General features: G+C 65.0%; 13 protein-coding genes. 6 read left to right on the forward strand and 7 right to left on the reverse strand.

Going from position 1 to position 13,420, the window contains the following annotated elements:
• The first annotated feature begins 86 nt into the window (after positions 1-86).
• Both CO675_RS32305 and CO675_RS32310 read left to right on the forward strand, forming a co-directional pair.
• A complete protein-coding gene (locus CO675_RS32305) occupies positions 87-563 on the forward strand; it encodes an Lrp/AsnC family transcriptional regulator (protein WP_097675812.1) in 477 nt (158 codons plus the stop codon).
• 85 nt (positions 564-648) lie between these two features.
• Positions 649-960, forward strand: a complete 312-nt coding sequence (locus CO675_RS32310) for a DUF1272 domain-containing protein (RefSeq protein WP_097675850.1) — start codon at positions 649-651, stop codon at positions 958-960.
• A gap of 102 nt (positions 961-1,062) precedes the next feature.
• On the opposite strand, the gene fahA is transcribed toward CO675_RS32310, so the two are convergent.
• The 5 genes from fahA to CO675_RS32335 all read right to left on the reverse strand — a co-directional run bounded on the left by fahA (position 1,063) and on the right by CO675_RS32335 (position 6,730).
• On the reverse strand, positions 1,063-2,334 hold the full coding sequence (gene fahA / locus CO675_RS32315; RefSeq protein WP_097675813.1) for a fumarylacetoacetase: 1,272 nt from the start codon (positions 2,332-2,334) through the stop codon (positions 1,063-1,065).
• 202 nt (positions 2,335-2,536) lie between these two features.
• A complete protein-coding gene (gene hmgA, locus CO675_RS32320) occupies positions 2,537-3,883 on the reverse strand; it encodes a homogentisate 1,2-dioxygenase (protein ID WP_097675814.1) in 1,347 nt (448 codons plus the stop codon).
• Between the two features lie 2 nt (positions 3,884-3,885).
• Positions 3,886-4,839, reverse strand: a complete 954-nt coding sequence (locus CO675_RS32325) for an MBL fold metallo-hydrolase (protein ID WP_097675815.1) — start codon at positions 4,837-4,839, stop codon at positions 3,886-3,888.
• Positions 4,840-4,867: 28 nt separating this feature from the next.
• Entirely contained in the window at positions 4,868-5,095 is a 228-nt protein-coding gene (locus CO675_RS32330) for a DUF2783 domain-containing protein (RefSeq protein ID WP_092121894.1), read from the reverse strand.
• Between the two features lie 9 nt (positions 5,096-5,104).
• A complete protein-coding gene (locus tag CO675_RS32335) occupies positions 5,105-6,730 on the reverse strand; it encodes an FAD-dependent oxidoreductase (RefSeq protein WP_097675816.1) in 1,626 nt (541 codons plus the stop codon).
• A gap of 177 nt (positions 6,731-6,907) precedes the next feature.
• Between CO675_RS32335 and CO675_RS32340 the strand changes: the two genes are divergently transcribed.
• Entirely contained in the window at positions 6,908-7,468 is a 561-nt protein-coding gene (locus CO675_RS32340; RefSeq protein ID WP_097675851.1) for a MarR family winged helix-turn-helix transcriptional regulator, read from the forward strand.
• 293 nt (positions 7,469-7,761) lie between these two features.
• Here the strand turns inward: CO675_RS32340 and CO675_RS32345 are convergent, their stop codons facing one another.
• Positions 7,762-8,643, reverse strand: a complete 882-nt coding sequence (locus CO675_RS32345) for an NAD(P)-dependent oxidoreductase (protein ID WP_097675817.1) — start codon at positions 8,641-8,643, stop codon at positions 7,762-7,764.
• A gap of 47 nt (positions 8,644-8,690) precedes the next feature.
• Positions 8,691-9,497, reverse strand: coding sequence for an N-acyl homoserine lactonase family protein (locus CO675_RS32350; protein ID WP_097675818.1), 807 nt, complete (start codon positions 9,495-9,497; stop codon positions 8,691-8,693).
• A gap of 383 nt (positions 9,498-9,880) precedes the next feature.
• Here CO675_RS32350 and CO675_RS32355 point away from each other — a divergent pair, with 383 nt between their 5' ends.
• The 3 genes from CO675_RS32355 (at position 9,881) to CO675_RS32365 (ending at position 13,415) form a co-directional block, all read left to right on the forward strand.
• Positions 9,881-11,449, forward strand: coding sequence for a caspase family protein (locus tag CO675_RS32355; RefSeq protein WP_097675819.1), 1,569 nt, complete (start codon positions 9,881-9,883; stop codon positions 11,447-11,449).
• 141 nt (positions 11,450-11,590) lie between these two features.
• Entirely contained in the window at positions 11,591-12,241 is a 651-nt protein-coding gene (locus CO675_RS32360; protein ID WP_097675820.1) for an OmpA family protein, read from the forward strand.
• A gap of 256 nt (positions 12,242-12,497) precedes the next feature.
• Complete coding sequence (locus CO675_RS32365) at positions 12,498-13,415, forward strand: efflux RND transporter periplasmic adaptor subunit (protein ID WP_097675821.1); 918 nt, start codon at positions 12,498-12,500, stop codon at positions 13,413-13,415.
• Positions 13,416-13,420 lie beyond the last annotated feature (5 nt).

Genomic DNA, 13,420 nt, shown 5'->3' on the forward strand with positions numbered 1-13,420 from the left:
GTCACCTGCTGCGCAACGTGCGTGCAAAATAGTCCCTGATTTGCTAGATTCGCGCACGATCCGTGCATGATATGGACATTTGACGCATGCCTGACGTCGATGCCTTCGACCTCAAAATGCTCGCCGCGCTGCAGGACGACGGCCGGCTGACCAACCAGCAGCTGGCCGACCTGGTCGGGCTCTCAGCCTCGCAATGCTCGCGGCGGCGGATGCGGCTGGAGGAGGAGAAGGTGATCGCGGGCTACCACGCCGACCTCGCCGGCGAGGCGCTCGGCTTCGGCCTGATCGCCTTCATCCACATCACGCTCGCGACCCACTCGCCCGACAACGCCAAGCGGTTTCGCGAGCTGGTCAACCGCGTCGACGACATCCAGGAGGCCTATGCACTGACCGGCGACGCCGACTACGTGCTCAAGGTGATGCTGCGCGACCTGAAGAGCCTGTCCGACATCGTCAACAACGTGCTGATGCCGCACCAGAGCGTGGCGCATGTGCGCTCATCGATCGTGCTCGACCGCCTGAAGGAGAGCACCAAGCTGCCATTGAAGGCTCTGCAGACCTAACTGGCGCGAATCGAGGGAATTCCGTCATTCGCTTTCCCGGTCCGATTTGCGATCATTCCGCCAACATCCGGCAAGAGAGATGACCATGGCGCTGCAGCTGCGACCGAACTGCGAATATTGCGACAAGGACCTGCCACCGAGCGCGCTGGACGCGCGGATCTGCTCGTACGAATGCACGTTCTGTGCGGACTGCGCCGAGACCAAGCTCGGTAATGTCTGCCCGAATTGCGGCGGCGGCTTCGCGCCGCGGCCGATCCGCCCGGCCAAGCCGTGGCGGCCGGGCGTCTGCACCATGAACCAGCCGCCGTCCGACAAGCGGGTGCACCTGAAGTATAGCCTTGAGGACTGCGCGGCGCATACGGCGCGGCTGAGGGATGTCAGGCCCGAGGAGCGGTGATTTGTCCTCGTCATTGCGAGCGAAGCGAAGCAATCCACCCCCTCCGCGCGGGGATAGATGGATTGCTTCGTCGCTTCGCTCCTCGCAATGACAGCGAGAGAATTACTCCGCTGCGACGATCGTGCCCTCGACCTCGCCGAAGCCGACGCGATAGCCATCGCCCTGGCACCAGCCGCGCATGACGAGCGAGTCGCCGTTCTCCAGGAACGAGCGCGTCACGCCACTGGCCAGCTCGACCGGTTCGGTACCGTTCCAGCTGATTTCGAGAAGGCTGCCGCGCTGATGCTTTTCGGGGCCGGAGATCGTGCCGCTCCCTAAGAGATCGCCGACATTCATCGCGCAGCCGCTGGAGGCGTGGTGCACGAGCTGCTGCACCGACGACCAGTACATGTACTTGAAGTTGGTGCTGCAGATCGTCTTGGCTTCGTTCATCGCGCCAGCGCGCAAGCTCACGTCGAGCTGCAAGTCGTAATTGTTCGGCCGGGTCTGCTTCAGATACGCCAGCGGCTCCGGCTGCTGCGCCGGGCCCTGCATCCGGAACGGCTCCAGCGCCTCGCGCGTCACCACCCACGGGCTGATCGAGGTCGCGAACGCCTTGGCCTGGAACGGCCCGAGCGGCACATACTCCCATTGCTGGATGTCGCGCGCGCTCCAGTCGTTGAGGATGACGAAGCCGAAGATCATCTCCTCGGCCTGCTTCTCGGTCAGCATCTCGCCCATCGGCGAGGCCTGACCAACCACGAAGCCCATCTCGAGCTCGAAGTCGAGCCGCTTGCAGGCGCCGAAGCTCGGCACCTCGGCGGTCGGCGGCTTCAGCTGGCCGCGCGGCCGCCGCACCTTGGTGCCGCCAACCACCACCGTCGAGGCGCGGCCGTTATAGCCGATCGGCATGTGCAGCCAGTTCGGCTGCAACGCATTGTCCTTGCCGCGGAACATGACGCCGACATTGGTGGCGTGCTCCTTCGACGAATAGAAATCGGTGTAGCCCGAGACGGCAAACGGCATGTGCAGCTGGACGTCAGCCATCGGCAGCAGCGCCCGTGCCCGCAACTCCCTGTTGTCGCGCAGCTCCGGATGATCTGATCGCAACAGCTCGCTGATCCGCGCCCGCGTCGCCGACCACACTTTCGGCCCAAGCGCCATGAAGGCGTTGAGCGACGGCTGCGAGAACACGCCGAGCGGCCCGACATCGAGCCGCGAATCCTGCTCGAGCTCCCAGAGATCGAGCACATAATCACCGATCGCAACGCCGACACGCGGCGCAAGGCCGTCCTTCGACGAGAACACGCCGTAGGGTAGGTTCTGGATCGGGAAGTCGGAAGTGGGGGCAACGTCAATGAAGGAACGGAGGGATGGGTCGTTAGGGTGGGGCATGGTTTTCTCGACGCAATGATGGTGGTTCTACTTTCGCCACTCTCCCCTGGAGGGGGAGGGTCGGCTCGCATGGAGCGAAGCGAAATGCGAGACGGGGTGGGGTGATCCCTCCCCCCGGGTACTGCCTCAAAGGAGAAACTGTCACCCCACCCCGCCGCTCATTTCATTCGCGTCGACCCTCCCCCTCCAGGGGAGGGTAAGATTACGGCTTGGTCGGGTCGAACTTCTTCTCGAGCCCCTTCCAGCAATCCGAGTAATCGTCCTGCAGCGTCGATGACGTCGCGGCGTACTGCGTCACCCGCTGCGGGAACCGAGTCTCGAACATGAAGGCCATCGTGCCGGTCAGCTTCACTGGCTTCAGCTCGCCGTTGCTGGCGTGCTCGAAGGCTTCGCGATCCGGACCATGCGGCAGCATCATGTTGTGTAGCGAGATGCCGCCCGGCACGAAGCCCTGCGGCTTGGCATCGTAGACGCCATAGATCAGGCCCATGAACTCCGACATGATGTTCATGTGATACCACGGCGGACGGAAGGTGTTGTCGGCCACCATCCAGCGCTCCGGGAAGATCACGAAGTCGATATTCGCGGTGCCGGCGGTCTCCGACGGCGAGGTCAGCACCGTGAAGATCGACGGATCGGGATGATCGAACGCGATCGCGCCGACCGGCGAGAAGGTGCGCAGATCATATTTGTAGGGCGCGTAATTGCCGTGCCAGGCGACGACGTCGATCGGCGAATGCGGCAAGGTGGTCTTGAACAGCGCGCCGCCCCACTTGACGTAGAGCTCGGTCGGGGTGTCCTTGTCTTCGTAGGCGGCCACCGGCGTCAGGAAGTCGCGCGAATTGGCGAGGCAATTGGCGCCGATCGGGCCGCGCTCCGGCAGCGTGAAGGCGCCGCCGTAATTCTCGCAGAGATAGCCGCGCGCGGGTCCGCCCGGAATCTCGACGCGGAATTTCACGCCGCGCGGGATCACCACGATCTCGCCGGGCTCGGCATCGATGCGGCCGAACTCGGTGACGAGGCGCAGATTGCCCTGCTGCAGCACGAACATCATCTCGCCATCGGCATTGTAGAAATGCTGATCGACCATCGATTTGGTGATGAGATAGATGTGCGCTGCCATGCCGGCCTGCGTATTGGCATCGCCGGCCGTGGTCATGGTCTGCACGCCCTGCAGTAAGGTCATGTCCTGCTTCGGGATCGGCGCCGGATCCCACCGTAATTGCGCGATCGGCATGTCGTATTCGTGGCACGGCGCGGTGCGCCACAGCCCGCTATCTGCCTTGGCGAAGCGGCCAGAGTGCCGCACCGAGGGACGGATGCGATACAACCATGAGCGCTCATTGGTGCCGCGCGGCGCCGTGAACGGCGAGCCCGACAGCTGCTCGGCATAGAGCCCATAGGCGCAGCGCTGCGGCGAGTTGCGCCCCATCGGCAGCGCGCCGGGCAACGCTTCGGTCTCAAAGCTGTTGCCGAAGCCGGACATGTAGCCCGGCGTGACCTGCCCCGAGCTGCGAACGATCTGATCAGGCGAGGTGTTGATATTCATCGCTATCCTCCTTGCAGGGCGGCCCACATTTCCTGGTCGCGCTTGTCGGTCCAGATCACGGGATCGTCGATCCCGGACGCTTCGTCATAGGCACGCGAAACGTTGAACGGCAGGCAGTGCTCATAGATCGCAAACTTCGAGAACTTCGGATCCATCACCTCGCGCGTCGCCGCCATCGACTCCTTCAGGCTGCGGCCCTTGGCGACGGACGATTCGGCGGCGCCATAGAGCGTGGTGACGAAATCGCGGGTCATCGCGATCGCATCGCGACCGGTCTCGAGGCCCTTCAACGCATCGCCGCGGCCCGGCGCGATCGCCTTGGGATTGAAGGCGCGGATTTCGTTCAGGGTCATCGGCCATTCGCGCAGGTGCGCATCGCCGCAATAGCAGGCCGAGTGATATTCGATCAGGTCGCCGGAGAACATCACCTCGGCGTCCGGCACCCAGGCGACGATGTCGCCCGAAGTGTGGCCGGCTCCGAGCTGCATCAGCCGCACCTCGCGCTTGCCGAGATAGATCGACATCTCGCCCTCGAAGGTCAGCGTCGGCCAGGTCAGGCCGGGAATGCTCGCGGCATCCTGGAACAGCCGCGGGAAGCGGCCGTACTCCGAATCCCAATCCTGCTGGCCACGCTCCTGGATCAGCCGGTAGGTCTCCTGCGAGGCCACGATGCCCTGGGCGTGATAGGCGGAGGCGCCGAGTACGCGGACCGCGTGATAATGCGACAGCACGACGTATTTGATCGGCTTGTCGGTGACGGTCTTGACCCGCTCGATCACCTTGTTGGCCATCGCAGGCGTCGCCTGTGCGTCGAACACCAGGCAGCCGTCCTCGCCGACGATGACGGCGGTGTTGGGGTCGCCCTCGGCGGTGAAGGCGTAGAGATCGGTTCCGATCTCGGAGAAGGTGACCTTCTTCTCCGCGAGATCCGTGGTCGATGCGAAACCTTTGGCCATCAGTTCAATCCTGTCCGTTTGATCAGTGCTATTGTTGTTGCTGTTGTTGCTGCTGGCTCGCGTCCAGCGTCCGCCGCTTCGCCAGCGCGATCGCCTCGCGAAGCACGTCGAGATCGCCGATGTGGTTGGCGAGTACCAAAACCAGCGCGGCATCAAGATCGGCGCTCTGCGCCTCGGTGAGGCCGCGATGCGCCTCGACGATGGCACGGAAGGCGTCGTCGGGCTTTGCGAAGTTCGAACTGGTCGACAGCGCCATGACTGCTCCTCAGCTCACACCGGACGCGCGCGCCAGCGCCGCATCGAGTGGCGGCCGCGCGGCGTTGCGGAAGCGCGCCGCGACGTAGCCATCCGGCCGCAGCAGATAGGCGGTGCCAGGCTCGGCGTCGTAGCGCTTGCCGGCCAGGCCTTGCGCGTCGACCAGGCCGCCCTCGCCGCCGACCCGGATGCTGCCGACGCCCTCAGGGACATCGGCGGCCGTGCCATTGCCAAACTCCAGCAACGTGAAACGCGTTCCCTGTCTGATGAAAACATCAGTCAGATAGCTGGAACCGCCGCCCTGCTCGGTCACCGGCGCGTCCGGCATCGAGGTGCCCGGCCGCGGGCCGCCGCGCCAATCGTCGCGATCGCCGCTCGACAGCGGCGTGTCGTAGACCGACGGCACCGACAGCCGGCCGCCATTGACCATGCGCTTGCCGAATTCCGTGTCCTTGGCCAGCGAGAGCACCGCTTCACGCAGCCGCGCCTCCTGCCGGGTCACCGGCGCCATGAAATCGGTCGAGCGGGTAGACTCGCGGATGTTCTCATCCGCCGCGGCGCTACGCTCGATGTGATAGGTCTCCAGCAAGCTTTCCGGCGACAGCCGGCGCAACACGCGATCGAGCTTCCACGCCAGATTCTCGGCGTCCTCGAGCCCGGAATTGGCGCCGCGCGCGCCGAACGGCGAGACCTGGTGCGCGGAATCGCCGGCGAAGATCACGCGGCCGTGGATGAACTTGGCCATCCGCCGGCACTGGAACTTGTACAGCGATATCCACTCGAACTCGAACTTGTCGTGCCCGAGCATGCGCTCGATCCGCGGCCGCACGTTCTCGGGCTGCTTCTCGGCCACCGGATCGGCATCCGGATTGAGCTGCAGATCGATCCGCCAGATGTCGTCCGGCTGCTTGTGCAGCAGCGCCGAGCGTCCGGCGTGGAACGGCGGGTCGAACCAGAACCAGCGCTCGGTCGGGAATGCCGCGGTCATCTTGACGTCGGCGATCAGGAACTGGTCCTCGAACACCTGCCCCGCAAAGTCCGCGCCGACCATCTGCCGCAGCGACGAGCGCGCGCCGTCGCAGGCGACCACGAAGGAGGCGCGTACCTGATAGGAGCCTTCGGGGGTCGCGATCGTCAGCGCGACGCCGTCGTTGCGGCTTTCCAGCGCGATCACCTTGTTGCGCCAGCGCAGGTCGATTTCAGGCAGCTGCTCGACCCGGTCGACCAGATAGGCCTCGGCATAGAACTGCTGCAGGTTGATGAAGGCGGGCCGCTTGTGGCCCTCCTCGGGCAGCAAATTGAACTGGTAGAGCTGCGAGGCACCGTGGAAGATCTTGCCGACGCTCCACACCACGCCCTTCTCGACCATGCGGTCGCCGACGCCGAGGCGATCCCAGAACTCGAGCGAGCGCTTCGAGAAGCAGATCGCGCGCGAACCCTCGCCGATCCGGTCGGCATCGTCGAGCAGCACCACGCGCTGGCCGCGCTGCGCGAGATCGATCGCGAGCGACAGCCCTACCGGCCCGGCGCCGACCACTACGACCGGGTGCTCCGCCACATTGGCGCCCGACCGCTCCTGGTCGGGATGACGGCGATAGCCGAACTGGGTTTTGGCCTGTGCCGTGTTGGCTGCCATTGCTTGACCCTGGATGTTCCCTGGCGCCGGCCCTTGTCTGTGGCTCGGACTGCGGCTTGTGTGACCGGCTGGCAACCAGCACCTTGCGGGCTGGGCGCGACCTTGCTAAATTAGTCTCACTTGCAACTATCTTAAACTCCCAGTCGGGCTCGCCGTCAACTCAAATTGGAGGAATTTTTGGCCAGGACCTCTGCAAGCCAGCCTCCGATCCGGCCGCGCAGCGCCGTGGAAGCGGACGCGCGCGACAATGTCGCGCCGACCAAGAAGCGCCTCGACCTGTTCCACTTCATGCCGTTCCGCCTGAACCGGGTGGCGGCCGAGGTGTCCTCGGCGCTGTCGAGCGAATATCAGGCGCGCTACGACCTCGACATTCCGGAATGGCGCGTGCTCGCGACGCTCGGTTTCCGCAGCGATCCCTGTAGCGCGCAATACATCGCGCATTGCACCCGCACGCATAAATCCACCATCAGCCGCGCCGTGTCAGCGCTGATGGAGCGCGAGATCGTGGAGCGCGTCGAGAACGCCGACGACCGCCGCGAATTCCGCCTGCGGCTGACCAAGAAGGGCCAGGGGCTCTATGAAGAGCTGATCCCGCGCCTGCTGCGCAAGGAGCAGGAGATCCTGTCCTGCCTGTCCGCGCAGGAACGCCGCGATCTCGCACGCCTGCTCGGCAAGGTCGAGACCAGCCTCGAGCTGGTACAGTCCAGCGAAGAGGCCGATGCGAAGGACGTGTATTAGAGACACGCTCCGCTTTGGATACACACTTCGCCGTCGTCCTGGCGAAAGCCAGGACCCATACTCCGCGGCCGGTGTTGTGAACGCGACTCGTCGTTCCAGCGAAGCTCAACAAAGGACATTTGTGGTTATGGGTCCTGGCTTTCGCCAGGACGACGCCGAGGTTGGCTGGCGTCCCAACACGAACACAGCTGCGTAGGGCGGATTGGCCGCTGGCGTAATCCGCCGCTCGTGACGCAAGATACGGCGGATTGCGCTGCGCTAATCCGCCCTACGCAGCTCATGCGGCGCGAGAGCTACGCCCCTTCGATATGCTTCGCGATCACAGGGAAATAATTATCCCCCGATCCCTTGTCGATCGCCTCCTGCAGCACGGTGCCGATCAGCTCCGCGCCGCGGATCTTGATGCCGGCGTCGGCGGCGAGCTCCAGTGCGTAGGACAGATCCTTCAGCGCATATTCGGTCGAGAACGCGCGCTCGGGAAATACGCCGGGCACGATCGCCTTCATGCCGTGGTTGCGCAGCGCAAAGCTGTCGGCCGAGCCCTTCGACAGGGTTTCCAGCAAGAGCTTCGGATCGACGCCACTGTGCTTTGCCACCGCGGCGGCCTCGGCCAGCGCGTTCACGGTCTCGAACAGCACCATGTTGTTGAGGATCTTGGTCACCTGCCCCGCGCCGACATCGCCGCAATTGGTGACGTCGGTGGCAAAGCAGCGGATCAAGGGCTCGATCGCGGCATAGAGCGCGGGCACCGCACCGACCATCACGCTGAGCGTGCCGTCCTGCGCCGCCTGCCGGGTGCGCGCGATCGGCGCGTCGGCCCAGGCCGCGCCCTTGGCCTGCAATTGCGCGGCAAAGTCGCGGGTCTGGCTGACCGAAGACGTGCCGAGATCGACCACGACCTGGCCGCTCCTGATGTTCTTCAGAATGCCGTCGCCTTCGAACACCGCGCGCACATGCTTGGCGCTCGGCAGGCAGAGGAACAGCACGTCGCTCTGCTTGATGACGTCGGCGACCGAGCCGGCAATCTCGGCGCCGTCGGCGCGCAGCCGTTGCAGCGGCTCAGTCGCGAGGTCGAACACCACGACGCGCTTACCGCTCTTCTTGACCAGGTTGCGGCAAATCGGCTCACCCATCACGCCGAGGCCGATGAATCCGAGAGTTTTATAGTCAGTCATATCGCTCTTCTTTTTGACGTTTCTTGACGTTTTGCAGACGTGCCCGGTTACTTCGCGAACGATCGCGACGGCGCCAGATGCAGCGCGAACGCATCGACCTTATCGCTGGCGCGCGGATAGATCTCGCTGACGATCGGATCGTGGCCGGGGATGAAGCGATCGGGATGACCGGCAAGCCGCTCGACGGTCTCCCAGCCCTGCGCCATGTCGCCGACATTGTAGACGATCGGAAACGGGCTCTTCTTGTGCAGGTTCGCGTAATAATGCGCGGCGTCCGACGCCAGCACGACCGGGCCGCGCGCGGTCTCGACCCGCACCACCTGCAGGCCGTCGGAATGGCCGCCGACGCGATGCACGGTCACGCCGGGCGCGATCTCGCCATCGCCGGAATGGAAGGTGACGCGCTCGCCATAGACGTGCCGCACCATCTGAGTGACATGCTCGATGGAAAACGGATGGCGCAGCATGCCGTTGCACATGCAGCGGCCGGTCGCGTAGCTCATCTCGCGTTCCTGCAGATGGAATTTGGCGCCCGGAAAGCGATCCAGATTGCCCGCATGGTCGTAATGCAGATGGGTAACGATCACGTCGCGGATCGAGTCAGCCGAGACGCCGAAGCCGGCCAGCGCATCGACCGGGTTGAGCGTCAGCTTGCGGGCGCGCGCCTTGGCCTCCTCGGCGTTGAAGCCGGTGTCGACCAGGATGTCGCGGCCGTGGCCGCGGATCAGCCAGACGAAATAATCGAGATCCTGCGCCGTGGTGTCGTGCGGATCGGGCACCAGGAAATTGAGGTGCGGCGTGCGCGGCGACATCGTCGCATAGCGCAGGGCGTAGATTTCGTAGGCGTTTCCCATCGGTTTCGCTCTTGTTTGCGGTCTTGTTGAATGGCTTGCCGTCCCGGACACAAAGCCATCGCCTTGCGCAAAGGTCAAACTGCGCGCAGTGCGACGAGCGCATGACAGGGCGGCCCAAACCACTGCGCAAGCCTCTGTGAATGCAATCACACTATCCGGTCGCAGGAACCTGCACCATGCCACGATGGCGATGGCCGCCATGAGCGCGGGTGTTGCACTGCGGCCTCGCGGTCCTCGCTGCAATAGGCGATGGTGCAGCAAGCCGTTGACGGGGGTTTGGCCGTGGTTTGATAATGGATTTTCGCTAGAGTAAGGTCCCCGAGGCGCAGGCTCGAAGCGGCGCCATTTCATGTGGAATGCCGCGATCTGGATTTGCCGCGATTATGAAAATCCGCCTTGCCTTGCTCGCCACGCTGATTTTTGCAATCGCGTCGCCCACCCTGTCCTTCGCCGCCGGCGATCGTTTCGCGCTGGTCATCGGCAATGCCAAATATCCCGACGCCGACGCGCCGCTGAAGGAGCCGGTCAACGACGCCCGCGACGTCGCCGACGAGCTCAAGCGTGACGGCTTCACCGTCGAGGTCGGCGAGAACCTGACCGGCGACGGCATGCGCCGCGCCTTCGACCGGCTCTATGGCAAGATCAAGCCGGGTTCGGTCGCGCTGATCTTCTTCTCGGGTTACGGCATCCAGTCGAACCGGCAGAGCTACATGATCCCGATCGACGCCCAGATCTGGGCCGAGGCCGACGTTCGGCGCGACGGCTTCAGCCTCGAGACCGTGCTCGGCGAGATCAACAGCCGCGGCGCCGGGGTGAAGATCGCCCTGGTCGACGCCTCCAGGCGCAACCCGTTCGAGCGCCGCTTCCGCAGCTTCTCGGCGGGGCTCGCCCCGGTGATCGCACCCAACGGAACGTTGGTGATGTATTCGGCCGCGCTGTCGTCCGTGGTCTCGGACAATGGCAGCGACCGCAGCCTGTTCGTGCGGGAACTGCTGAAGGAGATCCGCACCCCCGACCTGATGGCGGAGGAAACGCTGAACCGCACCCGCGTCGGCGTCACCCGCGCCTCCCGGCAGGAACAGGTGCCGTGGATCTCGTCGTCACTGGCCGAGGATTTCTCGTTCATTCCAGCCGGTGCAGCCGGCACGCCGGGACCGTCGAGCGCCGCGCCCGCGCCGGCCGTATCGCCGTCGCCCGAGGTGGCAACGGCACCGCCGGTCTCGCCGCCACCGGCGCCGCCAGCCCCACCCGCTGCAACGCCGAAGCCGGCGCCGACGCCTCCGGCGGCAACCGCGCCGACGCCACCACCCGCGCCGCCGAAGCCGGCCGTCGCGACAGCGCCGACCGCACCGCCACCTCCGCCAAAAGCGCCCGAGATCGCGCTGCCGCCACCCGCGCCTCCGCCGCCGGTGGTGATCCAGCCCACCCCGGCCCCGAGCAATTCACCCGTGCTCGCCGATGACCCGACGATCAAGAGCCTGAACGAAAAGCTCGACAAGAATCCGGATGACGCGGCTGCGCTGTATCGCCGCGGCCAGGTCTTTGCCAGCAAGGGCGCCTATGATCTCGCGGTGAAGGATTTCACCAATTCGCTGCGGCTGAACCCGAAGGATGTCGAGGCCTATAACAACCGCTGCTGGGTCCGCACCGTGATCGGCGACCTGCAGGCGGCCCTGAAGGACTGCAACGAAGCGCTGCGGCTGCGCCCGAATTTCGTCGATGCGCTCGACAGCCGCGGGCTGATGAATCTGAAGGGCGGGCAGAACAAGAACGCCATCGCCGATTTCGACGCCGCGCTGAAGATCAACCCGCGGCTGACCTCGTCGCTGTACGGGCGAGGCCTCGCCAAGAAGCGCAACGGCGCGGTCGCGGAAGGCGATCTCGACATCGCCAACGCCAAGGCGATGGACCCGAACATCGTCAAGGAATTCGCCGACTACGGCGTGCAGTGACATATGAAACCGGGCCTGCCCGCGGCTCGAACCGCTGCTGCAATGGCGCGACTAATCAGAGGGTGCGTGCCGGGCAGCGATGCCCGCGATCGATCCGAAGCGTTGCATGGAACCGCGCCAACCGGCGCAGGAGGGACCGAAATGTTCAAGCCGTCGGCAAGGGCCGCGCTCCTTTCAATCGTGACCGGCGGCGCCGTGCTGTTATCAGGCATGGCGGCCGCCCGCGCTGGTGACGTGACCGAGGACCAGATCATCAAGGCGCTGACGCCCGAGAAGAAGCCACTGACCCGCGGCCTCTCGGTCGGCCCGCAGACCACCTCGCCCGGGCTGAACGCCGACCAGGCCAAGTTCGTGCAGAGCATCCGTGGCCGCGCCACCCGCTCGCTGTCCTCGACCGAGCGCGAGGAAATCGCGACCATCGTCCAGGACAAGCCGAAGATCGATCTCGAGATCAACTTCGATTACAACTCCGCCGACATCAGCGCGAAGTCGCTGCCCTCGGTGCAGGCGCTCGGCCGCGCTTTGACCAATCAGGACCTGAAGGGCTCGACCTTCGTGGTAGCCGGCCACACCGACGCTGCCGGCGGCGAGGACTACAATCAGGGCCTCTCGGAGCGCCGCGCCGACGCCATCAAGCGCTATCTGGTCGACAAATACGGCATCAACGGCACCGATCTCGTCACCGTCGGCTATGGCAAGAGCAAGCTGAAGGACCCGAGCCACCCGATGGCGGACGTCAACCGGCGCGTGCAGGTGGTCAACGTGGAAAACAAGGACACCGCCGCCAAGTAATCCAGAGGTGATGGGCGATGGCGCGGGCCCTTTTTGAGGTTACAATGCGTTCCGCACCCCGGCGGGGCGCATTTGCTTTGGGGCGAACGCCCAAAACGGCTTACAGGTGACCCGCCTCACATGACGTCAGGGCACGATCCGGAACAATGGACCCCGGCCTTTCCGATGCCCACACACTACGACGGCGAGATGAGACTTCGACGTGCGCCCAAGACAATCCCTGTCGATACGCGCCAAGTTCTGGATTGATCAGGCGATGAACTTTTCCCAGTACCTCAAGCCTGCGCTCGGCACGGTGGTTTTCCTCGCACTGGCTGTCGCCTACTACGCGTTCGAGCACCGCTCCCATCCGGAGGAGAAGGAAACGCCGGGCCAGGCGCTGGTCGTGGTGACGAAGTCGACCAATGCCTGCTTCTCCGACATGGTCCGCGTCACCGGCTTCATCGTGCCGCGCCGCGAGGCGCAGGTGAATGTCGACCAGGACGGCTCCAAGGTCACCGACGTGCTGGTTCGCGAGGGCGACACCGTGACCGAGAACCAGGAACTGGCGCGGCTGACCCCGCCGCCGCAGCAGGCGGCGCAGGGCAACGCCAAGCCGATCGTGCTGCGCGCCCCGGCCGCCGGCCTCGTCACCGAGGTGCGCACCGCGCCCGGCGCCCCGGCCTCGCCGCAGGCTCCGCCGATGTTCAAGATCTCCGTCAACAACGAGATCGAGCTCGACGCCGAGGTGCCGAGCTTCCAGCTCCTGAAGCTCAATCCCGGCGCCAATGTCCGGATCAGCCGCGACGACGCGCCCGACATCGTCGGCAAGGTCCGCCAGATCTCGCCGCAGATCGACCGCGCCACCCAGCTCGGGCACGTCCGCATCACCATCAACAACAATCCGACGCTGAAGGTCGGCATGTTCGCGCGCGCCAATATCGACGCCAAGCGCTCCTGCGGCGTCGCGGTGCCGCGCACCGCGATCGACCGCCTGACCTTGCAGGTCGTGAAGGGCAACACGATCGAGACCCGCAGGGTCCGCGTCGGGCTGACCTCCGACACCTCGACCGAAATCCTTGAAGGCCTCGACGTCGGCGAAATCGTCGTGGCCGATGCTGGCACCTCGCTGCATGACGGCGACCAGATCAAGACCATGTTCGCCGACGAACTCGATCGCACGCGATCACGCTAATTCGG

This window comes from Bradyrhizobium sp. C9, from assembly GCF_002532045.1.
GTDB lineage: Bacteria > Pseudomonadota > Alphaproteobacteria > Rhizobiales > Xanthobacteraceae > Bradyrhizobium.